This is a genomic window from Salinisphaera sp. G21_0, from assembly GCF_017744115.1.
Classification (GTDB): domain Bacteria; phylum Pseudomonadota; class Gammaproteobacteria; order Pseudomonadales; family Endozoicomonadaceae; genus Endozoicomonas.
This window is the reverse complement of sequence record NZ_JAGHQW010000035.1, coordinates 29774-55013: the sequence shown is the minus strand read 5'-3', so window position 1 is coordinate 55013 and position 25240 is coordinate 29774. Positions and strand designations below refer to the sequence as shown.

The following is a 25240-nucleotide window of genomic DNA, read 5'->3' as shown; positions in this document are numbered from 1 at the left end:
ATGGATTAATCAGACTCCAGAAACCGGATCTGATGATGTTTTTTCAACTGATTGCCTGCTGATAGTTAAGGACAACAAACAGTCAGGACAGGTTATGAGTAATGTCAATGGGCCAAGAGGAACCAGCTTTTCAACACCGCCAGAATTCCTCCGGGATGATCATCAGGAAACTGCCAAGGAAAAAGAAAAAGGCGATATAAGCTCTAAACCCCATAGATATGTTCAGTCTGTCAGGGGAAGAAGATTACATGAGGTTCCAGGAAAACCATTTAGTGCCAGAAGTATTCGCACGGTTCCTGTTCTTGATATAAAAATCAGGGGATTGCTAAAGTCTGATCATTTTCGGGATGTGGAAAAAGCATTAAACAGTGGTGGTGATATAAAGGCTGACGGTCGAAATCTACAGTCAGATCTGGATGAAGTTGAGAACATATTAATAGATATTCAAACCAAGTCAGCAAAAAAAGAAGTAGATCTGGATGCTGATTTCTCAGCAAAGCTAAAAAACCACCTGAATGATCTTAAAAGAATTGATTTGAGCAGCCCCAAAGAACTTGCACAAATCATTGTTTCATCAATGGATGATATCCGGGATTGGCATTTTAACGCAGGCTACGACAAAACGTTAATTACAGGCAAACAACTGATTGATTCCGAAGGAAAGCTTAGAGATATACTCAGCAATTACAGTGTTGGAAATCCGGGAGTAACAAAGCAAGAAGTTATTGCTCCAGTCAGGGATAAGGTATCAGGTGATGAGTCGCACCCTGTGACTCCTGCTTCAGCGGATGACCAGACAACATCAGCCGGGCGCAGAGGTACCGCCTTGATCAGGCCGGATGGTGAGAAAACACCGGCCGTAATCAGTGAAGATACCTTGATCTCGACAAATGGGCATGATATGCCTGCGGTGACCTCTGAGGCCACAGATGAAGATGGTAAATCAGGTTATAAGTCTGACGTTACTTCTTCTGTATCTCCAGTTGACAAAAAAACTGAAAAGAGCCCGAGCCCGGTGTCGCGGGGAGTGTCCAATGCAGGCACTCAGGCCTTACCGGTTCCTGATGGCTCACCCGGGTCGATGTCTGAAGGGACTGGAAACAGTCTGGTTTGGGGTGAAGCTAAGGAATCAGGCGGTGGTTCTGACGCTATTTCTCCTAAAGCTCCAGTTGATAAAAGAACTGAAACCAGTCCAACGTCCTCAGCGCGGCGGGGGTCCACTACAGGCACTCAAACCTTACCGGTTTCTGATTCACCCGGGCCGATGCCTGAAGAGACTGGAAAAAGTCCGGATGTGAATGAAACCGGGAAATCAGGTGATGGTTCTGACGTTGATTCTCTATCGTCTCCAGATGACCCGGGAGCCGAAACCAGTTTAACGTCATTAGCGCGGAGGGCCTCCTCTGCTGGCACTCAGACGGATCCAGATAGCTCGATGCCTGAAGAGACTGGAAACAGTACGGATGTAGATGAAACTAAAGAATCAGGTGATGGTTCTAACGCTATTTCTCCCTCATCTCTAGTTGATCAAGGAACTGAAACCAGTCCAACGTTAGAAGCACTCGGGGGGGCCAGTACAGGCAGTCAGACCTCATCGGTTACTGATTCACCCAAGCCGATGCCTGAAGAGACTGGAAAAAGTCCGGTGGGGGATGAAGCTGGAAAATCAGGTGATGGTTCTGACGTTGCCTCTCTCTTATCTCCCGTTGACCAGGGAACTAAAACCAGTCCAACGTCCGAAGCAACGGGGGCGTTCATTACAGGTAGTCAGACCACATCGGTTCCTGAGTCGCTCAAGCCGATGCCTAAAGGGACTGGAACAAGTCCGGTTGGGGATGAAGCCAAGGAATCAGGTGAGAGTTCTGACGTTGCTTCTCTTTCATCTTCAGTGGACCAGGGAACTGAAACCAGTTCAACATCCATAGCGCGGCATGCGTCCACCACAGGTACTCAGACCTTAGCGGTTCCTGATGGCTCACCCGGGTCAATTCCTAAAGAGACTGGAATCAGTCCGGTTGGGTATGAAGCTGAGGAATCAGATGAGGGTTCTGACATTACTTCTCCAGCATCTTTAGTTGATCAAGGAACTGAAACCAGTCCAGAAACACTCGGGGCGTCCAGTACAGGCAGTCAGACCTCATCGGTTCCTGATTCACCCGGGCCGATGCCTGAAGAGACTGGAAAAAGTCCGGTGGGGGATGAAGCTGGAAAATCAGGTGATGGTTCTGACGTTGCCTCTCTCTTATCTCCCGTTGACCAGGGAACTAAAACCAGTCCAACGTCCGAAGCAACGGGGGCGTTCATTACAGGTAGTCAGACCACATCGGTTCCTGAGTCGCTCAAGCCGATGCCTAAAGGGACTGGAACAAGTCCGGTTGGGGATGAAGCCAAGGAATCAGGTGAGAGTTCTGACGTTGCTTCTCTTTCATCTTCAGTGGACCAGGGAACTGAAACCAGTTCAACATCCATAGCGCGGCATGCGTCCACCACAGGTACTCAGACCTTAGCGGTTCCTGATGGCTCACCCGGGTCAATTCCTAAAGAGACTGGAATCAGTCCGGTTGGGTATGAAGCTGAGGAATCAGATGATGGTTCTGACATTGCTTCTCCAGCATCTTTAGTTGATCAAGGAACTGAAACCAGTCGAGAAACACTCGGGGCGTCCAGTACAGGCAGTCAGACCTCATTGGTTCCTGATTCACCCGGGCCGATGCCTGAAGAGATTGGAACAAGTCCGGTTGGGGATGAAGCTGGAAAATCAGGTGATGGTTCTGACGTTGCCTCTCTCTTATCTCCCTTTGACCAGGGAACTAAAACCAGTTCAACGTCCGAAGCACCGGGGGCGTTCATTACAGGCAGTAAGACCTCATCGGTTCCTGAGTCGCTCAAGCCCATGCCTAAAGGGACTGGAACAAGTCCGGTTGGGGATGAAGCCAAGAAATCAGGTGAGAGTTCTGACATTGCTTCTCTTTCATCTTCAGTGGACCAGGGAACTGAAACCAGTTCAACATCCTTAGCGCGGCGTGCGTCCACTTCAGGTACTCAGACCTTACCGGTTCCTGATGGCTCACCCGGGTCAATGCCTGAAGAGACTGGAATCAGTCCGGTTGGGTATGAAGCTGAGGAATCAGGAGAGGGTTCTGACATTGCTTCTCCAGCATCTTTAGTTGATCAAGGAACTGAAACCAGTCCAGAAGCACTTGGGGCGTTCATTACAGGCAGTCAGACCTCATCGGTTCCTGAGACAATCAGACCGACTCCTGAGGGTGCTGAAGACAACAAAGGTACAGTCAGGAATGAAGCTGAGAAATCAGGTGTTACTCCTCCTCCATCTGCAGTTGACATAGAGATTGAAACCAGTCCGGAGCTTGCAGCTTCAGAGATGGCTGCTACCGGTAGTCAGACCTCACCGGTTACTGATGACTCAATCAATAAGATGCCTGAAGAGATTGGAGTCAGGCAAAGTCCGGTTGGGGGTGAAGCTGAGGAATCAGTGGGTGGGTCGCGCCCTGTTACTCCTCCTTCCTCTCCAGTGGACACAGAAACCGGAACCGGCCCAATACCCGTAGCGAAAGGGGAAGACGACAAAAACAGTCCACCCCGACAGTTTGCTGATGCTTCAACCAATGCGAAACCCGAGACCGCCAATCAGGCAACCAGTCCGATTCCTGAGACTATTGACGACAAAAGTAGTCTAATGGCGGTGGCCTCAGAAGCGAATGGTGACAACACACCAGCACCCGTATCGTCGGAGGTTACTGACAGCAGTGATCTGGCCCCACAGGTTACTGTTGACTCAACCAGTAACTCTTCTAAGGTGACTGAAGAAAGCAACAGTCAAACACCAGCAGAACTTCCAGAGGTGACTTCGCCAACTGCACCGGATCAGGAGCCCGGGGAATTGGAGCAGTATTTAAACAATGTTCCCGTTAACCAGGAAGCGGTTCAACTTTCCGGGGTTCATCAGAACACGGTTGCCCTGCAACAAGCGGTAAACAGTATGGCCGCTAAAGTGGAGCAGTTTAATAACTGGAAGGATGCAGAGATAGCAAAGAAAGAGATTACCTGGCTGGAGGGAGAGGATAGAAAACTTGAGCCAAGTAATACCCGTTTGCGAAATGCGATTGCCGGGCAAATTCAAACCTTGGGGAAAGATATAAATCAGACCGTTAAGGATTTTAAGAATAAATATGGCAATCGCCCTAAAGAGTGTAAAGCACTTGAAGATAGAGCGAGCAGTATCAAAGTAAGTCTGCAGCAGCAAAAAGACAGTATTGATGAATCAAACCGGGCAATAACGGGACCAGCAGTCCAAAAGTGGCTTGCAGATCTTGATAAGACCAGCACTAACTATCCCAACACTAATGACTATATGGAAAAGGTGTTACCAGACCTGGCCAGTGTATTTGCATCTAATAATGGAGAAGCGTGCAGTTACCTGGCGGGTCAAACCATTGATCGGGTATCCAGGGAGTTGGTCAGAAGATGTAACGCAGAGGTTGCTAAAGTTCCCGGTGGTGAAGGGCGTCATTTGGAGCTTCAGAAGCTTTATATGCAGTATGCCCAGAGGTTACAGCAGCTCGACCCACAGAGAATTCCCGCCCGCGTTCATCAGGGAAAATTGAGTATCAGAGGTGAGCAATTTGCCCAGGAAGCTATCCGGCAACAGGAGGCAGAACTGGGTAAGGTATTTGGTGACCAGCAAACCGATGCTGAGGTTTTGTCAGATACAAGTTCGTCAGCCAGTGAAAAACAGGCCGCCAGGCTGATAGAGGATGCCCGCATCAGGCCGAGGTTGCTGGCGCTGTTGAACAGCCTGAAGGCAAAGCAGGAAGGCATTACAAATACCGCCGTGGAAAAGGCAGAGGACTTGGATGCTGCATTGACAAAAGGGTTGCTGGATATTCGCGATCAATTCAACCTGCATCCTATGCCGGGTAAGTTCGCTGTTCTGGAAGCCTGCCAGAGTGATCTGAAAAAGCCCAATTCCAAACTGGCTGCTGAGTCAGTTAATCAGCACAAAGGCCAATTAACTGCAAAAAATGGTCAGCCCAGATATAAGAAACTGAAAGAACGTTGTGATGGTTTACGGGAAAAGCTGGACAATGCCAGGGATTTTCCGGAAACAACTGGCCAGAAACTGGAGTTTATGGAGGCATTTCACCAGAAAAGCATCTTCGATTATGAAGCCTTAAAAGATGGTGCAGCGACCACGGAAGGATCTTTTACAGTCACCAGGCTTGGCAGAGGTAAAGGCCCTCTGAGTGAGTTTTTTGCTGGCGTTCCCAATGCCAACTATCGAAAAGCGGATGAAGGGGCAGAAAGTATAGCGATCGATGGCGGCAAACCGGAAGGCATTGTCTTTGAAAAAAACCGGGCTGGCGACTGGCATGGCATGCTGGGCAACAGACATTATACATTACACCCCCGCTTTCTCTACGAGTACCCGAAAAGCAATATTCCCTTTGCCGACAACTGGTTGCCAGTGAGAGCAGATGATGGCAAGCCAGGTATTCTGGTTCTGCAGACTACGGCACAGGAGCCCCGGTATTTCTTGTATGAGCCGGATGGCAAAGGAGAGTTAAAGCCCAGGTCTATAGATGCTACCAGTGACGATGAATTGGTCGATGCCGAGTTTTTGCTGCGGGCAGCAAAAGGCCCTGGTCAGGCCTCCTTCAATAAAAAGCCAGATGAGGTCGCCAAGGCCAAAGCCAGTGCGCTCAGAGGTGGCGTACAGTCGGTCCGCGACAAGTGGAATAAAACACAGAATGCGCAGAAAAAGCTGGCTTCGTTATATCACCAAACCCGCATTGACGTGGAAAAACGATCCAGTGATGGAGCTCTACAGGAATTGATTGGTACCAGGGATCAAAGTGAACTTCTGGCGGGTCGGAAGGTAAGGAAGAGTCAATACACCGATCTTCAGAATAAAAAAGAAAATAAAAAGAAGGTAGGGACTCATCTGGAAAATGCCAGCTTGAAATCAGCGGATCAGCGCTATCAAAACCTCTCGCCAGATACCAGTTTTGATCAGGTTGGCAAAGGTTATTATGAGCAGTGCCGGAAGAAATTTGGCAGTAATGAGCTGATTGAACTTGGTGAGAAAAACCTCAAGGTGTTCAAAGCGGGTGCTTTTCATAACATGTCGGTATTTGCCGGTTGTGAAATTAAACCGGATGCACCGGAATGGTCAGACGGCTCAATCCATGAGGTTGCATCAAATTTTGACAAGGTGGTCAAAGTGAATCGGGACCGGCAGCTGCGGTTGAGCGAGGGCGTGGACTATCTGACCAGAAAGCTGGGTACTGCCATTAGAAATGAAAATAAAGATAAAGGTAAAGAGCTCGATTTTTACCGGGATGATGAACTGGTCGATTTCGCGATTAATCAGTTTAAGAACGGGCATCTGCCAGAGTCGGTCGGGGTAAATCGTGGCACATTCTGTGATGACCTGGTACAACTGATGTTGGTGAAGAATGAGCGCGATTTCTGTCGCAGCATGGGGCGGCGTATGGACGCTCTGAAAGACAAACTGGCGGTGGTCAGGAGTGAGCGCTTTGGCAGTCAGCAGATGCCTGATGATGAGTTTAAAGGTGCCTGTCAGGCATTGAATCTGGATATGGCGCTACTGGCTGGTGCGCAGAAAGAAGCTACTGAACGAATTGAGTCTCACTACCGTCGTGGTCTGGATGAACAAAGCCGGGCCATGATTTCATTTGAGCAAGGCGGGCTGGTCCTGCGTGGCGATCAGCCAAAGATGGCTGAAAAAGCATTTAAATTTGTGCAGAAAATGGGGAAAGGCAGAACGTCAAAAGGTAATACATTGGTGTTCCAGCTGGGTACCGGTTACGGTAAAAGTAAAACAATTATTCCCCTTGTTGCCGATCAGGCCTGCAGGAAAAAGCATCCTGTTCGGATCATTGCGCCAGCCAATAACCAGGCTGAACTGGACCACTCCCTGACAGGTTATTTTGCTGATTCGGGCGTAACGTACCGCAGGCTGGATCTTTTTAAAGATTTTGTGTCCAACTCCGAAACTCCCGAGAAATGGTGGTCGCCGGAGGTGTTGAAGGATATTAAAGCGCAGGTGACCGCGGAAGCCCCGCTGGGTATCTCCACAAAGGATGTCCTGCTATTAATGACGCTCAGGGACCGACTGAAAACCATTGATGCGGCAGACTACCAGGCTCACTGTAAAGAAACCCCGGCTACGTTGAAAAAAGAGATTCGCCTATTAGACGACATTTTGGATTCATTGCAATACGACGGCCTGAAGGTTGTTGATGAGTATGACCGGTTATCTACACCCAGCAGTAATGATGAGTTTAAGGAGCAGGCCGCAGATATGAGCCGCGCGCAAAGCGTGCTCGGGACGGAACCGGTAAATGAACGCGAAGTGGCCGAATTGCTGGCAGCCTTTTTGAGCGGCAGTAAGAATAAAGTCTGTCTGTCAGCCACCATGGGAACCGGTTTTACCATGGCTGGGTTGACGAAATCGGCCACCGTTAAAGAGGCAGCGAAAAAATGTGAATCGAACGCCATGACAACCCAAGCCAGACTCTTCAACTGGCTATCGAAAACCACGCCTATCTTGTCCGGTGATACATCCGACCCGGAGAATAGAATTAACGTCCTCAAGCAGGTGATGGAGCGTTCCGGTAAGGATAAACAGATCATTCTGTTTGATGGTAACCATAATGGTGAAGACCGGTTCATGCACGTTAAGAAGGATTATGAATATTTGAAAGAAGCACGAGGTGGCAAGGTTCGGGGGCTTTTGTACTACAACGAACAGAAACAGCTCTGTTTGTACCATCCGAAACAGGAAAAATACCAGCAATCGGACGCCGTGGTTTCACCGGAATTGGAGGCGTTGATTCGAAAGAACCCTGAGGATTACGACGTTCGCCTTGACAAGACGCAGGGTACCGGAACGGATTGTCCTCAAAGTGCGACCAGTGTCGGTATCCACCTTGGTATGCTTGAAGATAACAACAGGCGCGGCAATATAATGGGCCAGGAGTTTGGTCGATTCTCGCGCGCGTCGAGTCCTTTAAATATAAAAGGGGGGCAGGAATTCTTTATGGTGCTTAATACGAAATTCTTGCCACCCAATGGCAGCGTGAGCCACGAGTACCGTGAGAAGCAGAAAGAACTGACCAATGCCTGTGATCAAGCCGATGAGCGCGCTCAGGAAGCGATGGCAAAACTGCTGGCCGGGTTAGACAATAAGGTGAGTCCTGAGCAGTTACGAGTGATCCATGCCAAACTGCATGTTTCGCCTCCGGATGAAGAAGGCCAATATGACACTAACCTCGAACGTGATCTGGGAACCTTTATCAAGTCCTGGGAGTGCAATGTCTTTCCCCATTCGGTGAAAACCGCTCTGGCGGATTTCAAAAGAGCCCAGTGGTATGGGGAGAATCAGTCCCGGGAAACCATAGCTACCATGATGGCACTTCGTGAAGATTCATCGTTTGTAAAAGCCTGTGAGACAAGCTTTGAGCGAGGGAGCAAGCGCGCAGATGTTGATGAGATTTTATCCAGTGCTCATACCTGGCGCGGTTACGGGGCCGGACAGGTGCTTGATAAGGTTGAGCTTGGACAGGTTATCACTCCGGTGGAAAGTGCGGGTGAATATAACCATCAAGTGTATGTTAAGGAATTTGAAAGTCAGTTGAGAAGCGAAGTTCATAAAGAGTTACAGAAAATAGAAAGGGAGAGCTTTGATAGCTTTAATAAAGATGAATCGCTTGAGGCTGTTGCCAAAAGCAAGCATATGGATGATGAAATTAAAAAATGTATTACTAAATTACAGAAAAGTGGAATCAGGCCAGATTCTCAGCCAGTGATACGTAACATTCCACAGGAACTCAAAGAGCATTGCGGCCAATTGTGGGCAAAGGCTGATCGTTTATATTCAGACATCAGTAGTCTTTGCAATAATGGTAAGCCCATTGAAAATAAGCGGAATAAAGATATCGGACTTGTGGCTACTTCAGGATGGGATAGAGTCAAAGCAGCCAAACAAGAGCTGGATGATAAGCTCCGGGCAGTGAAAGATCGTGGAGATTTAGCCACACTCACAGAGTTTTGCCGGGAACAGGACAGTGCCGTAGAGGTATTTTATCATGAACTGGCCAAAGCATTATCTGCAGTTACATTTGCCCCGGATAAGAATAATAATAATAATTTCGGAAAGTTGTGTGGATTCCTGGGAGAAAGAATGCCGGGGCTTAAGGAAAAATTCAGAAGCGTAGGCGATAGAAAAACTCATCTCTATCCAGCGAAAAAAGGTCCACATCCTACCGAAATCATGTTGACTCAAAAGTCCGGATTACCAACCGGAAAATGGAACTGGCAAGTCTCTGTTCCAAAATTGGATGATCGATTAAAGAACCAGTTTGTTGCTCTTGAAGATATTAGAAAAGAAGATAATGCCAAACAAATGGCCAGGGCAGAATTAAGCATAAGGGGAGGTGTACAGTTGACGAATTGTCTGGGACGGATTCAGGACGAGCTGTTGGCCGCTAATAAAAAATATAGAAAAACACTGGTAAAAGATGCTGCGCGTACCCAAGATGCAATCGATAGAAGAAAAACAATCAAGTTGCAATGAACATTTGATAATGACGAAATCTATTTCTTAAAGGGAACGTTTGATTAGATTCGAGTTGCGCTATTTGATTTCGGTATTACAAGATGATGGTGTCTGGTTTTCATATTTAAACAAACAAGGCGTGATATATGTCGTTAACACCCAGTGGCAAGGAACGCCGCTCGATTAAGCGTCATCAGTTGCAGGATTATCTGAAAATTTATAACCGTAACACCATGCGGGTTATGGGAAGTATCGGGAACATCAGTTGTAATGGCTTAATGCTGATCAGCTCTGTCCCTGTGTTGATTGGCGCTGTTTATAATATGCGTATTATTCTTCCCGATGATGAGATGGGAGAGCGGTACCTGGATTTTGATTCACGGTGCCACTGGTGCAAGCCTGATGTTGGACCGGAATATTTTGACTCTGGCTACAGTATTGTCAATGCGGGTCATGATATTATCGATCTGGTTGAAACATTGAAAAGTTATTTTACCTTTGACGAAGTCACAGACTGACGTTTACAGGTAGAATCTTACGTTACCGATCGATTGCTGTCTCAGGTCGTCATGTCTGCTGATTACGTTGTCCCTGCCCAAGTTATAACGGTTGAAACCGAAGTCAAAAAAAGCCGATTTATTACCTGCATTTCTCCTGCCCACTCTCGCCAGGAAGCCCTGGCGTTTGTCGAAGAAAAGCGTATCGAATACCTGGATGCCACTCATCACTGTTCAGCCTTCGTTGCAGGTGCACCGGATGGCGGTGCTGTGGTTGGGTTTGACGACGATGGTGAGCCTTCTGGTACTGCTGGTCGCCCGATGTTGAATGTACTTCAACATAAGCGTATTGGTGATGTTGTGGCTGTAGTGGTGCGTTACTTTGGTGGCGTGAAACTGGGGGCTGGTGGGCTGGTCAGGGCTTACAGTGCGTCTGTTCAGCAGGCCTGTGAACAATTGCCCCTTGAGCAGCGGGTTGCACTAAGAGCGGGCGTACTTCTCTGTGACTATGCCCGGGAGCAGATGGTTCGCCATCACCTTGACCAGTTTCACGCGAGCCTGGAGCAGTGTGACTATGGCCAGTCAGTCAGGATGATGATCTTGATGCCAGAAACCGGAAGAGAGGACCTTACCCGACATTTGTACAATGTCAGCCGGGGCCAGATTATTATTCAGTGGCAGGATGATGTCTGAATCTTTCTGTCTTATGAGCGTATGTTTAAAGCATAAGCTCTGTGAGACAACAACGGGAGTGAAGGCTCCCGCTAATTATGGTTATCAAACTCAATGGCATTTTCCAGAACCCAGTGCTTCTGATCCTGTAGAAGTTTGTTGTCGTTCATGGCCATAAACAGTCCGGTGCCAAGTGGGGGCATGGTGCTTTCTCCCATGTATTGCCACTGGATGCGCAGTCCTGCAATCGCCTGCAGGCACAGCGGGTAATTTCCCTTGAAAACCGGGGCAAAAGTGCCGTGGCGCATATCTCCCTTTTTCATTGTCTTTTCTCCTCTTCTCAAACTTGATATCGGCCACGTTATTGCTGAGCGAGAGTGTTGTTGTATTGGTAGGCACCAGGACGCTTTACCTGATCTTGCTACACTGAGTATCTGCTGTAAAATTCCGCCTTACGGTTACCCAACCTTTTTAAACGTGTATCGAATTTATGTCTGAACTTAAACGAGCTATCAGCAACGACAAGGTCGACAGCCTGAAAAGCAAGTATCTGACCTATTTTGGCGTTAAATCGAAAAAAAACCTCAAAGCCGAGCTGGTTAACTCAATCGCAGAAGGTCTGACAGACCAGACGATCCTGAAAACATACCTGGGGAAACTGTCAGAACTTGAGATGGCCTTGTTGCAGGAGTCGCTGTTCAATTACGGCGGATTGATTGATCGGGGCCGCTTCACACTGAAATACGGTGACTTTCCGAATAAACCACAAAGCAGTTGGTATTATCGACAGGAACCATCAGACGCTGTCATGGTCTTTTTCTACACTGTGGATTCTGACTGGTACAACATTCGAAAAATGCCGGAGCCGGTTATGGCTTCCCTAAAGCAGCTGGTTTCAAAGCCTGAACCGGACAGGTTGGCAACCGTCGTCTTGCCAGAGCCTCTGCCCAACCATCATATTCTGTTTGAACGGGAACGGCTGGCCCTGAGTGAGCTGCATTCAATACAGTTGTTATTGCAGGATAAGCAAATCAAGGTCAGTGAGAAAACAGGGGTTGCCTCAGGGGCGACGCTGAAAAAAGTGTCTTCCGCCGTACATGAATACTATGGCGACGACCCGTGTGATGATGCAAAAGGTTGCGAGTCCATGCTGGCTTACGGCTGGCTGAGACTACTGGGCAACAGTAAATTTACCAAACAGTCAGGCACTACACTGATTCCGGCCAAAAAGACAGATCGCAACCCGGCTGACACCATCAGGGAAATGTGGGCTCAATGGTTGAATAATAAGAAAGAAGACGAATTTCGTCGTATTGATCGCATCAAGGGACAAACCGGCAAAGGGAAGCGCTATTTCACTGATGTCCTGAAAAGAAGAGAGGTCATTACTGCTTACCTGAAGGAGTGTGAAGTTAATGCCTGGATTGCCTTTGCCGACTTTGCCAATTTTATGTTCATTACCGGTGCTGACCTGGAGGTGACAACAGCACTGCACCATCTCTATATCTACAACCCGGATGATGGATGTATCGATGGCAGGAGTTGGGACTATCTTGAAGTCCGTTATTTGCGCTGCTTCCTGCTGGAGTATGCGGCAACCCTGGGGCTGGTGGATGTGGTAATGGCTCCCCCTAATGACGATGAGAGCTTTTATGATCAATACGGCGATATGGAGTGCCTCAGCCGCTACGACGGTCTGCGATATTTCCGCCTGACCCCATTGGGCCAGTACGCACTGGGTCTGACTGACCATTATAAGGCAGATCATACGGAGTCAACTGAAACACCACTGACCATTCAACGACAAGGGCGCATTGCCTTTGACCGTGAGCCGACGCCCTGGGAGCAGCGGTTCCTGTCACTGTACGCTGACCATCATAAGGATCATACCTGGAAGTTATCCCGTAAAAGGATGATGGAAACGCTGCAAATTGGCGGTAGTGTCGATGAATTAAAGGCCTTCCTTGAGGCTCGGGATGATCAGCCCTTTTTACCGGAAGATTGTGAGAGTATCCTCAAACAGGCGGCGGCCAATGTCGGGGGCGTGGAGATAAAAGAAGAAGCGCTGATCGTGAACTGCAAAACTCAGGACATTGTCGAGTTTATAATCAACGATAAAGTGCTGTCCAAGTGGTGTCAGCGGTTGGGTAAGCAGCAGATCGTGATTCCCAAAAGCAAAGAGAAGAAGTTTAAAGAGAGCCTGAACTCTGTTGGGATCGGTTGTGTCTGATTTTATGAATAATGATGAAAGGGGCTAACATGCAGTCATTTTATTTCCATGACTACGAAACTTTCGGTATCGATCCTGCCCTTGACTGGCCAGCCCAGTTTGCGGGTATCCGGACGGACGCAGAATTGAATGAGGTGGGAGAACCGCTGAATATTTTCTGTAAGTTGCCGGAAGACCATCTGCCGAACCCTATGGCCTGTCTGGTAACCGGCTTGACACCACAAAAGGTGAACGAGCAGGGGACAGTGGAGCCGGAATTTATTCGCCGCATTCATACCGAGTTTATGGTGCCGGGCACTTGTGCTCTGGGCTATAACACTATTCGCTTTGATGATGAGGTAACCCGGAACATCCTCTACCGGAATTTTTATGACCCTTATGCTCGGGAGTGGCAGAATGGCAACAGTCGCTGGGATTTGATCGATCTGGTCCGATTGACTGCGGCTTTGAGACCTGAGGGTATTGAATGGCCGTTGCGTGAGGATGGGTGCAAAAGCTTCAGGCTGGAGGAGATTACTGCGGCGAACGGTCTGGATCACGGTGCAGCTCATGATGCCTTGTCGGATGTTCGTGCCACTATTGCGCTGGCAAGGTTGATTCGCCAACGGCAACCCAGGGTGTTCCAGTTCTATCTGTCCCATCGTGGTAAACGTGAAGTGGCCGGGTTGTTAAATCTTGTCAGCCAGCAGATGGTGGTGCATGTCTCGGGCATGTTTGGAGCACGGCGCAATAACCTGGCTGTGGTGATGCCGCTGATTGATCATCCGGTAAACCGTAATGGTATTGTCGTTTATGATCTGTCGGTGGATCCGGCACCCTTGTTGAATTTATCGGTGGATGAAATACGACGAAGGCTGTTTACACCCGTTGATCAATTAGGCGATGGGGAAGCACGAATTCCGTTAAAGACCATTCATATTAATAAATGCCCGGCGGTTGCTCCCCTGAATGTTCTCAGGACCGAAGACCAGGATCGTCTTGAATTGGACCTTGCCAGGTGTGAAACACACCGGAGTCAGTTGCTGGCGGACAGCGGGCTGGCCGCAAAACTCAGAGCGGTGTTTTCAGAGTCTCCAGCGATAAAGCACACGGATCCTGATCAGATGCTTTATTCGGGTGGTTTCTTCTCTCCGGCAGACAAAAACGAAATGAGCCGGATTGTTTCATCCAACCCTGCGCAGTTGCCTGAACTTGGTCTCTCGTTTTCCGATAAGCGGCTGGAAGAGATGCTGTTTCGTTATCGTGGCCGACACTACTTTGAAACCATGGATAAAGAAGACCGGGGGCTTTGGAAGCAATATTGTCGGGACCGGTTGTCGGGGGAGCTACATCCGGACAATAATCAACTATTAACGCTTGATCATTTCTGGAACGAATTGAGAGAGGCACAGGCGGTGGCCGGGGAAGATTTGGAAAAACAGCGTATACTGGCACAATTGTCTGATTATGTGCAGGGGCGTGAGAACACTCTGGCCAATCAGGACTTTTATTAATCTGCTATAAGTGTGTAACTGTTTTAAGCCTGTTGACTGAAAGTGTGGCCATCCCAATAAAGCAGCCTGTAAGCACATAGGGTTTTATGTGCTTAAGCTTATTGGAATGAATGTTTGACGACCAGGTTCAGCTGTTCTGCCAGTCGGCCGTAGATGGTGGGTTTTTCAATATAATCGACAGCGCCTGCTTTAATGGCGGCAACAGCGCTGGATACATCATTATGATGACCAAGGATGATAACCGGAACCTGGTGGTTGCTACTGGCCAGGTCCTGCATCAGGTTCAGGGCCTGGCCATCAGGCTGGTCATTGGCTGCAATGATACAGGATGGCTGATCGGCCTTAAGCGCATTTAACAGTTCAAAATGCGAGCTGAAGCAGATAAGCTCCATGGATTTTTCATGGCACAGGCTGCGAATAGCCTCGGCAGTGCCGGAATCCTGTTCCAATAAGTAGACTGAGCAGTGGGTTGCGAGGTTCATAAAGGCAGCCTGGCGGTAATAAGTAACCTGTCGTTTGCAATGCGTGTTGCAATGAAACAGCTGTAAGCAAAAAAGCTGCTGCTTATCGATAACGTGCGGGCAGAATTGGCATGCAAGTCGCATACAGGTTGTTCCGCCGTTAACAGCAGCTCAAGAAGCAACCTTTAAAATATGAAATACCGTCTGATTCAAATTAAACCGAAATTGTTTAGAAGGTATTTCACCGTCTCTTCTTGCCATTGTCTAATGGTACGACTTCAGTTTAGGTTTAGCTGGCTTAATCCTGAATGGAGGGATGTACTTGACGTGATTCGGCGAGTACCTAAGTGTATGACTGTTCGTTCGGTCAATTATTATATTATTCGTTTAGATCATTTTTTTTAGAATTAAACGGAAATTATAATGGGTCGTTATTTGGTCTATCCCGTAATGGCTTTGGGGTAATTCCATTTTAGAAGTAAACGACTTGCTTTTCATTCTATTAGCTAAGGTATCGAAACTTTATACAGGTGTTTCAAGCTGGCTGTTTAACCAATCCAGGAAAGCGGATGATGCAGCTTAGGCGAGAGTGGCTCCGCAATCTCGTAGAGTGAGCTATGCGGAGCAGGCCGGTGCAGCTTAGATTTTGAAGTTAAATTCGCCGTCCAGATGTTCTTTTACCTGCATGACCTGACGCACCAGGTGAGCAAGGGATTTAGTACCCATCTTTTCCATAACGCGGGAGCGATGGATTTCCACCGTGCGCTGACTCAGGTTGATATCCGCAGCGATGACCTTGTTGGCTTTACCCTCAACCACATGGTGCAGTACTTCACGCTCACGATCAGTCAGGGTGGAAAGCCTGCGGAGAATTTCCTTGTGCTCCAGCAGTTCTCTTCTCTGCTGCGTATCCAGTTTCAGGGCATCGTTGATCAGGTCCAGCAGTTCCTGGTCGCGGAAAGGTTTCTGGATAAAGTTCATTGCGCCATCTTTGATGGCCTGGACCGCCATAGGCACATCACCATGACCCGTGATGAAGATGATGGGTAGAATGCAGTGCATCTCGTTGAGCTTGCTCTGCAGCTCAAGTCCGCTCATGCCGGGCATACGGATGTCCAGCACAATACAGCCAGGCCGGTTTTCATCGTAAACTTCAAGGAACTCAGCAGGTGAAGAGAAGGCTTCGACAGTCTGACCTACTGACCTCATCAACATTTTCAGCGAGTCACGCACAGCCTCGTCATCATCGATGATAAATACGGTTGGTTCTTGCTTCATGTCCTGTTGCTGCATAATGACTCCACTGTGAGAAGTTTGCCGTATAATTCGGTGTTTTTGCCATCAGGCTGGAAAGAAGTGATGCGGGAAAGCCATAATTAACACTCTTTGAGCATCAACTGTGTTAACCGGAAGGTTGGCCGGAGGTCACACAGGTTGAAAAAGATTGCTTAAAGGTTGTGGAATTCGCTCTGTGTTTTAGCGTCTCTCGGCAAAGAGTTTAGCAGAGTGTGATGCTGTTGCTTTATCCGGGCAAATAAAAACAACGCAGGCTTACACTGGAGCTCTTTTTGAAGGTCAGTAGTTATTTTCGCAGTTTGTGCAGAGTAATACTTCCCGCAGGCATCAATTTTTTCTGGTTCCGTACCAGTATTTCCGTTGATTGCGTAAATTTACAGGTTATGTAACGCAAACAAACATCAATCTGAGTAAGGCGCAGTATATTAGATGATATTTCCTGTATTGTTATCAGGGATAATACTGCTTGGGTTGTGGTTTTGTGCGTAGGCGGGGTGTTTGTGATGGGTGTATTGAAAAGGCAAAAGGCCTGTACTTCTACAGGCCTTCCATCTGATGTCAGTGTTAAATCATCAGTGAGCTGACTGGCTCAGATTCAGCGGCGCAATCATGTTTTCCGGTTTCAGGATCTCTTTTAGCTGCTCTTCGGTCAGCAGGCCTTCTTCCAGCACCAGTTCAACTACACGACGGCCGCTCTTCAGGGCAGTCTTGGCGATGCGGCTGGAGTTTTCGTAGCCCAGGTATGGGTTCAGTGCGGTAACCAGACCAACACTGTTGTCTACGTAGCTCTGGCACACGTCACGGTTGGCGGTAATGCCCTTGATGCACTTCTCGGTCAGCATGTTCATGCCGGCAGACAGCTGCTGGATAGACTCAAGAATCTTGTAAACCAATACTGGCTCAGCGTAGTTCAGCTGCAGCTGCGCGGCCTCAGAAGCCAGGGTTACGACCATGTCGTTGCCAATAACGTGGAACGCGATCTGGTTCATGGCTTCCGGGATAACCGGGTTTACTTTACCAGGCATGATCGACGAACCAGGCTGCATTTCTGGCAGGTTGATCTCGTTAAAGCCACACAGCGGGCCACTGGAGAGCAGGCGCAGGTCGTTGCTGATTTTGGACAGCTTAACCGCCAGACGTTTCAGGGCGCTGGAGAAAATAACGAATGCGCCCATATCGGACGTGGCTTCTACCAGGTCGCCAGCCAGAATCATTTCCTGGTCAGAGATTTCACTCAGGTATTTGATGGCCAGCGGCGCATAACGGCTGTCAGCAGTGATGCCGGTACCGATCGCTGTACCACCCAGGTTCACTTCACGCAGCAGCGCGGCCATTTCACCGATACGCTGAACGTCTTCACCGATGGTGGTGCTGAAGGCACGGAATTCCTGACCCAGGGTCATAGGAACCGCGTCCTGCAACTGGGTACGGCCCATCTTCAGAATGTCGTTGAACTCGTTGGCTTTGACGTCCAGGGCATTTTTCAGGCTCTTGATGGCTACCAGCAGTGACTTGTGCTTGAGCACCATGGCCAGACGCATCGCTGTCGGGTATACGTCGTTGGTAGATTGTGCCATGTTGACGTGGGTGTTCGGGTGCAGGTACTGGTATTCACCACGACGATGTCCCATCAGCTCCAGGGCACGGTTACAGATGACTTCGTTGGCGTTCATGTTGGTGGAAGTACCCGCACCGCCCTGAATCATGTCAACAACAAACTGATCGTGCAGACGGCCTTCGATGATCTCATCACAGGCATCAGCAATGGCTTCCGCTTTCTGCTGGTCCAGCATGCCCAGATCACGGTTCGCCAATGCACAGGCTTTCTTAACCATGGCCAGGGCCCGTGGCAGGTTGGCGTAGTGGTTAAGCTGAACACCACTGATCTGGAAGTTTTCCACGGCACGCTGAGTCTGGATGCCATAGTAAACATTTTCCGGAACCGGAGCTTCACCGAGCAGATCGTGTTCAATTCGGTATTGGGTAAGGTCTGTCATTTCTTGGCCTGGGATAGCGCCATAGTTGCGCACTGGAGGAAAAACATTAGCCTGCATCGGATAAGCCTGTTTGCTTGGTAAAAGCAGGCTGGCTCGGTTTAGTCTGTGCCTCTCCATAATTATCAGCAATAAGTGGTACTACCTAACTGAATAAAAAGGTATCAAAAATAGAGAAAAGGGATGATCTGTATCAATTTTGATCAGTTTTCGTATCTATGCTTGTGATTGGCAATGAGGACGGGTATGCCACACTCAGCGCTTCCAGCGCTGAGTGTGGTTTAACATTCAGGTTATCGGTAAAGAGTCACCCGACGGTAGTATTGCTCTCTATTTTCCTTAGGGGCTTTGCATTCAGGTTTATAACAGGGGTCAAATGTCGTCTTGGCCCCGAAGCACAGGGAGGCCATTTTTGCCATTTCGCTTCTTCCCGTTTCCTCCTGAATAAATCGGAAGATATGACCAAGACCACTTCCTGCGCGACAGCGGATATTGTGTCTCATATACTGTTGCAATTCTTTATCGCCGCCGAAGTTATTGATGTTATCAAGCCAGTCAGTTAGCGATGCAATACGGTCGTTAACCCGCTGTTCACCGTCTACTATCTCAGTTTGTTTAACCGTGTGTTGCAGGCATAGGATCATCATCTGCTTTGCTAAATTCAGAGCATCCAGCCGCTCTTGTTGACTTGATCTTAAACCACCGCTATGAGGATCTTCAGTGCAATGAAGAAGCGTCCATGTTGCTTCTTCGAGCAGGCGTTCGAACTGTAACATGAACATGAATTTCTGGTTTTTCAGAATGTCATAACATCTGACTTCCTGTTCAAGATTGTTGAAAATTCTACAGGTATGAATATGGCGAAGCAGCTTATTGATGACAGGATTCCGGTTTTCAGGCTTCATGGCTTCAAAAGGGTTGAGTTTTTTTCCCTTCCAGCCAATAACTGAAAATGTTTTAACCTCATCGCTGTTGCCAGAAGTGGCATCGTGGTGATATTGATATTTCTTAATGAGAGCTTTTGCCAGTGACATCACTGAAGATAGATCGGTTAATAGTACTTGTTTCGTCTCTATGGTAGGTGTTGCTGAAGGTTTGGCTTCAATTAGCTCGATCCTGTCGTTTTTCTCAGGAGGAACGGTTTGCAATGCATTATTACTTGATGGTGTTATTTGGCTTTCTTCTTCCAGGAATATCAGTTGATTAACCTTTGCATTGCATTGCAACCATAAAGACCGTTCTGCTTCATGGAGTCTGGATTCTGATTTCTCTAATAAAGATTTGATGGTTACCAGTTTTTCACGACCAGGTGATTGGCAGTGCTCAAGGTAAAACCGGGCCAGTTCAAAGTGCATCGTATCATCGTTACTGGCAGCATCAACTAATAACCGTTCAGACTTTTCCGGGTCAAGCTGATGGTTAAGGGCAATCATTGCCTTCAGCCAAATAACCATGGGATTTTGACTATCTAAAGCAACAACTTCAGCGATGTTGCCGTCAAGGTAAGCAATCAGAGCATCGGAAACATCTGATGCAGTGATTTTTTTTATCTGTTGCCTTACTTGCTCTTCATCTCCAAAATCAACCAGACCATAAAAGTTTACAAGGATTTTTATCAATAAAAATATGTTTTCTGTGGTTGGCGCTATTTCAATAAGATCAGTAAGAAGCTCTATGCTTTTGCTGGAAGGAATATTAACTCCGGCAGGATTTAGTGATTTCAGGTGAATGACCAGCGATTGTTCTCTCAAGCCAATAAATGCCGGGGTTCGGGCAATGTCAGAGTTTTCAAAACTATCACACAGTGATGCTATGACCGTCGTTAGTCTGGCTCTTGTTTCTCCCGAAACAGATTGATTAATGGACAGTTTGTAAAGTTTGCCCAATGTTTTTGCCAGAAGAACATAAGGCACGAGGTCAGAATCGGCTAATTGTCTGTCGATTATTATCTGAAACAGTTGAAGGGTTGCTTCAGCAATTACAGGCAGTTTACTGTCAGATGGTTGCTCAATAGTGTCTGTTTTCAGCATGCAGCGCATGGTTGCCTGAAACCAGTGATGAAAGTTTTCCTTGTCTGTTTTTGTCAGGAACTCCTTGCTTTTTCTTTGTAATGTACCTGACAAATCAAGCGCTATTGATTTAAGCACTTTTAATTGAGTAACAGGCGTTTGTTCTTTAATCTGCTGGAGTTGCTGGTTTATGCCGGGTTTTCGCGGATGCTGTTCACTTTTATTTATAACTGTTTGAATGCCATCGGTAATATCTGTATAGGACACTGTGGTCCCAATAATTTTATCCAGCTCATCTTTCCGTCCCTCCTGAACCAGTTTTTGTATTTTTTTTAATCCTTGCATCTGAGCAATATGCTGTCGTTGGTATTCTCTGGGAAGGTGAGCGGCTTCTGATTGCCACTGATTTTTAAGAACCCGGTCAGGAATATGTTGCATAGAGGAAGCCCCCCTGTCATATAGAGCTTTTGCAACTTTCTCTCTTTCTGAGAGGCTGCGGGCAGAAGCACTCCCGGAAGCTTTTTTGGGTCGATGAAGCGTTCGATGCTTATGCCGTGAACGAGCTCCTGGTTGAGTGGTGGGAGTCTCAATTTGAGAACCAATTGAAGAACCTTGAGTTGCTGAAGCCGACTGATTGGCATCCATCTCTGTCACCTTTCCGAGCTATTCTGAGTTCAGATTAGACTCGGATTTGGTCTTATAGTTCTAACACTTACCTGCTTCAGGTGGTTTATTTTGTCCGTTTTGCATGGCGCTCGCGGTTTTCCAGTTTTTCCCGCTCACTTTTTCTGATCATCACATAAAGCGCTCCGGAGCCGCCATGGACTTTCAGTGCGCTGTGAAAGGCCAGCACTGCTTCCATCTGGGGTAGCCAGTTGTACAGGTAACTTTTCAGCAGGGCAGGCGGGGTGCTTTTCTCACCGCGCCCATGGGCTATCAAGACAGTACGCAGCTCGTGTTCCCGGCAATCATTGATAAACTGGAAAACCTGCTCCCGTGCTTCCCGGGCGGTTTTGTGGTGGAGGTCGAGGCGTGCCTCAATATCATATTTGCCCAGGCGGAGTTTTTTGAACACGCCTTCCTGCACACCATCCCGCTTCCAGACCAGAAAGTCATGGGGTTTGACCATCTTCGGGTTGAGCAGTGAAAGAAAATTCGGGTCGGTAAAGGTGTCTTCCGCAGCGGCCTTGCGAATCTCCTGGCCCGGTGTGACCCGCTGAACTTTCTGGATATCAGCGGTTGCTTTTTTCTTTAATGGGTTTACGCCTTTCATCTCTTTCAGGAAAGCAGAGATGTCATCGTTGTCAGAAGAGTTGCCTGATGAATTGTTTGTTGAGTTGCTCATAGCCGGATAACTGACCAAGTGAAACTGTTAATGGCTGAAACAGTGGGACCAGTCTTTCCAGACCGGTTCGAGCCCTTTGGCCCGAATGGCATCCGCCACTGCTTCTGGACGTCGATTGTCGTCAATGGTGAACTGTTCCAGATCTTCATTGCCCAGGATATTGTCATCGGCATAGCCTCCGGGGTGGGTGCTGGAATAGGCGCTCATGGTGGTGATACCAAGGGGCAGGACATTATCCCGGAACGTTGCCGATTCACGGGTGGATAAGGAGAGCTCGGCTTCGGGTTTGAACAGGCGGTAAGCGCAGATCAGCTGAACCAGTTGTCGGTCAGAGATCACCGATACCGGCTGAAAATCACCTTCACAGGGGCGCAGCCGGGGGAAGGAAATGGAGTAGCGGGTGCGCCAGTAGGTCTTTTCCAGGTAATCCAGGTGAGCCGCCACCATGGCCGAGTCGGTTCGCCAGTCTTCCAGACCAATCAAGGCACCAACACCGATTTTATCAATGCCTGCCCGTCCCAGTCGGTCAGCGGTTTCCAGGCGGTAGTTGAAATTCATTTTGCTGCCCCGGAGATGGTATTGCTCATAGGCAGACCGGTGATAGGTTTCCTGGTAAACCAGCACTGCATCAAGGCCAGCGGCCATCAGGGATTGATAATCTTCCTGGTCCAGAGGCTGGATCTCAATACTGATATGGGAGAAGTGTGGCCGCAGCCGCTCAATCACCGATTTGATGTAGCTGACACCCACCGTTCCCGGGGCTTCGCCAGTCACCAGCAGGATGTGATCGAATCCCATCTTTTTGATGGCTGCCACCTCCTGGTCCAGCTCGTCCATCTTCAGGGTTTTCCGGCGAATTTTGTTACCGAGACTGAAACCGCAGTAAGTGCAGATATTGGTGCACTTGTTGGAAAGATAGAGCGGAATAAAGAGCTGCAAAGTATTGCCGAACCGTTGTCGGGTCAGCTGCCTGCTTTTTTGCGCCATGGCTTCCAGGTAGGGTTCTGCTGCCGGGGATATCAGCGCCAGAAACTGCTGATGGTTCAGTCTGGTGCTGTGCAGGGCGTTCTCTACATCCGCAGCGGTCTGGCTGTGGATGGTCATTTTCAATTCATCCCACTGAAGCTGATTAAAGTGGTCAAGAAAGGTCATCACGTCCTCTCCTAAAGGTCATCCAGAAAGGCCGTTAACGGGCTGCTGGCCTGGGCCTGTAAAGAGCGCCCACCAAGACCGGCCTGGTAAGCCCTGCGCCCGGCGATAACGGCGTCTTTAAAGGCGATGGCCATTTGTACCGGATCACGGGCCACGGCGATGGCGGAATTGACCAGCACGGCATCAGCCCCCATCTCCATGGCCAGGGCCGCGTCGGAAGGGCTTCCTATGCCCGCATCAATCACCACCGGCACCGAGCTTTGTTCAATAATAATCTGGATAAACTCTTTGGTCTTCAGCCCCAGGTTACTGCCAATGGGAGAACCCAGGGGCATAACGGCAGCAACACCCACTTCCTCAAGGCGTTTACAGAGAACCGGATCTGCATGGATATAAGGCATGACGGCAAAACCCATGGCACTTAATGTTTCGCAGGCTTTCAGGGTTTCAATAGGGTCTGGCAGAAGGTATTTGGGGTCTGGATGAATTTCGACTTTGACGAAATGGGTGCCGAGGGCTTCTCTGGCCAGCTGGGCTGCGTAAACGGCTTCATCCGCAGTGCGGGCCCCTGAGGTGTTTGGCAGCAGGTTCAGGTTGTGCTCAAGCTGCCGGTCCAGAAGAGGCCCGAGGATATTATCCTGTTGCTCATTCAGGTCAACCCGCTTAAGCGCCATGGTGACCAGTTCACTGCCGGAGGCAATGATGGCATCGGTCATCAATTGGCTGTTACTGAACTTTCCGGTTCCGGTAAACAGTCGTGAAGAAAAGGTTTTATCCGCAATTTCCAGCATGCCAGCCTTACGTTATTTAATGAGCTTCGGTTTATGTCTGTTCAAATTTACACTAAAACAATAGAGGTTTAGGAACTGTCCTGAAATAACTTCCATATCGTAACCAGTTAAAGAAAAACCTTGCCACGGAGGCAAGGAGTCACGGAGAAAAGAAAAAATCTTTTCCTCTGTGACTCCGTGCCTCCGTGGCAAAAAAGAGGAAGTTATTCATGGTAATTCCTTAGCCACCTGCCGTTGCTTTTATCAGCGTAATGTGATCCCCGTCACTCAGCAGATAAGATTCCCACCGGGAGCGGCTGATGATTTTACTATTGACCGCAAGGGCTATTCCTTTTTCAAGGTGGTTCAGTTGCTGTAACAGGGCCTCAACGCTGATAGGGGGCTCCACTGCCATCGGCTGATTGTTTACCGTGATCTGCATGGTCAATTTGGTGCCAGTCCTTTTAAGTTGGCAAGATTCTAAAGAATCCGGGTGGTGTTTGACAAATGATCTGCGCAGCCGCGTTGCGGCGGAAAGACTAATACTCTTCATTATTGGCGGTGACAACTCTATCCAAGGCAGGGTTCAGCCGTTAGAATTGACCGTTTATTTTCTGTAGCTCATCTGTTTTGGAAACCCCATGGAGAATCTGGATAACACGCTTGATACGCTGGTGGCCAGCGCACTCAGTGCCGTTGAAGCCGTTGCTGACGCCTCAGGTCTGGACGAGATCCGCGTTCAGTTCCTTGGTAAGAAAGGCGAGCTGACCTCTTTGCTCAAGGCCCTTGGCCAGCTCTCCCCTGAGGAGCGACCAAAAGCGGGTGGGCTGATTAACAAGGGTAAGCAGCAGGTTCAGGACGCGATCAACCATAAGAAAGCGTTGCTGGATCAGCAGGCCCTGGATGCCAGACTGGCCAGTGAGGCCATTGATGTATCCCTGGCCGGGCGTGGTCAGGTGGCGGGTACTGTTCACCCGATTACCCGTACCATGGAACGGATTACCGACTATTTCGGTCGCATCGGCTTTACTGTGGAGCAAGGGCCGGAAATCGAAGATGACTATCACAACTTCGAAGCCCTGAATATTCCCGGTCACCATCCGGCGCGTGCCATGCACGATACGTTCTATTTTGACGACACTACCGTACTGAGAACCCACACCTCACCGGTTCAGGTTCGCACCATGGAGCGCTTCGTCAAAAATAATGAAAACCCGCCCATTGCCATTGTCTGCCCGGGTAAGGTGTATCGCTGTGATTCTGACCAGACCCACAGCCCGATGTTCCATCAGGTGGAAGGTCTGTACGTTGCCGAGAAAGTCAGCTTTGCAGACCTGAAAAGTGTTCTGATTGACTTCCTGAGGGTCTTTTTTGAGCGGGATGACCTGCAGGTTCGTTTCCGTCCATCCTACTTCCCGTTCACTGAGCCTTCTGCCGAGGTGGATATTGAGTGGGGCCGTAACGACGATGGCTCGATCAAATGGCTGGAAGTGCTGGGCTGCGGCATGGTGCATCCGGACGTGTTCCGCTACTCCGGGATTGATCCTGAGAAGTACACTGGTTTTGCCTTTGGTATGGGGGTTGAGCGTTTTGCCATGCTGCGTTATGGCGTCAATGACCTGCGCCAGTTCTTTGAGAACGACTTGCGCTTCCTGGATCAGTTCCGTTAAGAGCGGTTGGGACAGCGTCATTTTCAAACGTTTAAGAACGGACGGTTTTA

General features: G+C 48.7%; 15 protein-coding genes. 6 read left to right on the top strand and 9 right to left on the bottom strand.

All coding sequences use genetic code 11. From position 1 onward, the window contains the following. The first annotated feature begins 94 nt into the window (after window positions 1–94). The 3 genes from J7439_RS16225 (at window position 95) to J7439_RS16215 (ending at window position 10791) form a co-directional block, all read left to right on the top strand. Window positions 95–9619: a hypothetical protein gene (locus tag J7439_RS16225; protein ID WP_209203021.1), complete on the top strand. Its 9525-nt coding sequence runs from the start codon at window positions 95–97 to the stop codon at window positions 9617–9619. Window positions 9620–9747: 128 nt separating this feature from the next. Further along, window positions 9748–10119, top strand: coding sequence for a PilZ domain-containing protein (locus J7439_RS16220; protein ID WP_101747812.1), 372 nt, complete (start codon window positions 9748–9750; stop codon window positions 10117–10119). Window positions 10120–10170: 51 nt separating this feature from the next. Continuing rightward, window positions 10171–10791 (top strand): YigZ family protein, encoded by a 621-nt coding sequence (locus J7439_RS16215; RefSeq protein WP_209203020.1) that lies wholly within the window; start codon window positions 10171–10173, stop codon window positions 10789–10791. Between the two features lie 71 nt (window positions 10792–10862). On the opposite strand, the gene J7439_RS16210 is transcribed toward J7439_RS16215, so the two are convergent. Next, entirely contained in the window at window positions 10863–11093 is a 231-nt protein-coding gene (locus J7439_RS16210; protein WP_209203019.1) for a hypothetical protein, read from the bottom strand. Window positions 11094–11260: 167 nt separating this feature from the next. Here J7439_RS16210 and J7439_RS16205 point away from each other — a divergent pair, with 167 nt between their 5' ends. Both J7439_RS16205 and sbcB read left to right on the top strand, forming a co-directional pair. Further along, window positions 11261–13000, top strand: a complete 1740-nt coding sequence (locus J7439_RS16205; RefSeq protein ID WP_209203018.1) for a hypothetical protein — start codon at window positions 11261–11263, stop codon at window positions 12998–13000. Between the two features lie 29 nt (window positions 13001–13029). Beyond that, window positions 13030–14493: an exodeoxyribonuclease I gene (gene sbcB / locus J7439_RS16200; RefSeq protein WP_209203017.1), complete on the top strand. Its 1464-nt coding sequence runs from the start codon at window positions 13030–13032 to the stop codon at window positions 14491–14493. A gap of 98 nt (window positions 14494–14591) precedes the next feature. Here sbcB and J7439_RS16195 read toward each other — a convergent pair whose 3' ends face one another. The 8 genes from J7439_RS16195 to thiS form a co-directional block, all read right to left on the bottom strand. After that, window positions 14592–14975 (bottom strand): response regulator, encoded by a 384-nt coding sequence (locus J7439_RS16195; RefSeq protein WP_209203016.1) that lies wholly within the window; start codon window positions 14973–14975, stop codon window positions 14592–14594. Window positions 14976–15593: 618 nt separating this feature from the next. Continuing rightward, complete coding sequence (locus J7439_RS16190) at window positions 15594–16232, bottom strand: response regulator transcription factor (protein ID WP_209277995.1); 639 nt, start codon at window positions 16230–16232, stop codon at window positions 15594–15596. 590 nt (window positions 16233–16822) lie between these two features. Further along, a complete protein-coding gene (aspA, locus tag J7439_RS16185; RefSeq protein ID WP_209203015.1) occupies window positions 16823–18247 on the bottom strand; it encodes an aspartate ammonia-lyase in 1425 nt (474 codons plus the stop codon). 290 nt (window positions 18248–18537) lie between these two features. Then, on the bottom strand, window positions 18538–20898 hold the full coding sequence (locus J7439_RS16180; RefSeq protein ID WP_209203014.1) for a hypothetical protein: 2361 nt from the start codon (window positions 20896–20898) through the stop codon (window positions 18538–18540). A gap of 85 nt (window positions 20899–20983) precedes the next feature. Next, on the bottom strand, window positions 20984–21598 hold the full coding sequence (gene smrA, locus J7439_RS16175) for a DNA endonuclease SmrA (protein ID WP_209203013.1): 615 nt from the start codon (window positions 21596–21598) through the stop codon (window positions 20984–20986). Between the two features lie 27 nt (window positions 21599–21625). Next, complete coding sequence (gene thiH / locus J7439_RS16170) at window positions 21626–22750, bottom strand: 2-iminoacetate synthase ThiH (RefSeq protein WP_209203012.1); 1125 nt, start codon at window positions 22748–22750, stop codon at window positions 21626–21628. A gap of 11 nt (window positions 22751–22761) precedes the next feature. Then, window positions 22762–23541 carry a thiazole synthase gene (locus tag J7439_RS16165; RefSeq protein WP_209203011.1) on the bottom strand — a complete coding sequence of 260 codons (780 nt, stop codon included), beginning with the start codon at window positions 23539–23541 and terminating at the stop codon, window positions 22762–22764. Between the two features lie 220 nt (window positions 23542–23761). Next, a complete protein-coding gene (gene thiS / locus J7439_RS16160) occupies window positions 23762–23962 on the bottom strand; it encodes a sulfur carrier protein ThiS (RefSeq protein ID WP_209203010.1) in 201 nt (66 codons plus the stop codon). Between the two features lie 199 nt (window positions 23963–24161). Here thiS and pheS point away from each other — a divergent pair, with 199 nt between their 5' ends. Next, complete coding sequence (gene pheS, locus J7439_RS16155) at window positions 24162–25190, top strand: phenylalanine--tRNA ligase subunit alpha (RefSeq protein ID WP_209203009.1); 1029 nt, start codon at window positions 24162–24164, stop codon at window positions 25188–25190. The last annotated feature ends 50 nt before the right edge of the window (window positions 25191–25240 follow it).

What these genes read in the sequence shown, in the direction of transcription:
- J7439_RS16225 (WP_209203021.1), top strand. Translation starts at nt 95, where the DNA reads ATGAGTAATGTCAATGGGCCAAGAGGAACCAGCTTTTCAACACCGCCA.
- J7439_RS16220 (WP_101747812.1), top strand. Translation starts at nt 9,748, where the DNA reads ATGTCGTTAACACCCAGTGGCAAGGAACGCCGCTCGATTAAGCGTCAT.
- J7439_RS16215 (WP_209203020.1), top strand. Translation starts at nt 10,171, where the DNA reads ATGTCTGCTGATTACGTTGTCCCTGCCCAAGTTATAACGGTTGAAACC.
- J7439_RS16210 (WP_209203019.1), bottom strand. Translation starts at nt 11,093, where the DNA reads ATGAAAAAGGGAGATATGCGCCACGGCACTTTTGCCCCGGTTTTCAAG.
- J7439_RS16205 (WP_209203018.1), top strand. Translation starts at nt 11,261, where the DNA reads ATGTCTGAACTTAAACGAGCTATCAGCAACGACAAGGTCGACAGCCTG.
- sbcB (WP_209203017.1), top strand. Translation starts at nt 13,030, where the DNA reads ATGCAGTCATTTTATTTCCATGACTACGAAACTTTCGGTATCGATCCT.
- J7439_RS16195 (WP_209203016.1), bottom strand. Translation starts at nt 14,975, where the DNA reads ATGAACCTCGCAACCCACTGCTCAGTCTACTTATTGGAACAGGATTCC.
- J7439_RS16190 (WP_209277995.1), bottom strand. Translation starts at nt 16,232, where the DNA reads ATGAAGCAAGAACCAACCGTATTTATCATCGATGATGACGAGGCTGTG.
- aspA (WP_209203015.1), bottom strand. Translation starts at nt 18,247, where the DNA reads ATGACAGACCTTACCCAATACCGAATTGAACACGATCTGCTCGGTGAA.
- J7439_RS16180 (WP_209203014.1), bottom strand. Translation starts at nt 20,898, where the DNA reads ATGGATGCCAATCAGTCGGCTTCAGCAACTCAAGGTTCTTCAATTGGT.
- smrA (WP_209203013.1), bottom strand. Translation starts at nt 21,598, where the DNA reads ATGAGCAACTCAACAAACAATTCATCAGGCAACTCTTCTGACAACGAT.
- thiH (WP_209203012.1), bottom strand. Translation starts at nt 22,750, where the DNA reads ATGACCTTTCTTGACCACTTTAATCAGCTTCAGTGGGATGAATTGAAA.
- J7439_RS16165 (WP_209203011.1), bottom strand. Translation starts at nt 23,541, where the DNA reads ATGCTGGAAATTGCGGATAAAACCTTTTCTTCACGACTGTTTACCGGA.
- thiS (WP_209203010.1), bottom strand. Translation starts at nt 23,962, where the DNA reads ATGCAGATCACGGTAAACAATCAGCCGATGGCAGTGGAGCCCCCTATC.
- pheS (WP_209203009.1), top strand. Translation starts at nt 24,162, where the DNA reads ATGGAGAATCTGGATAACACGCTTGATACGCTGGTGGCCAGCGCACTC.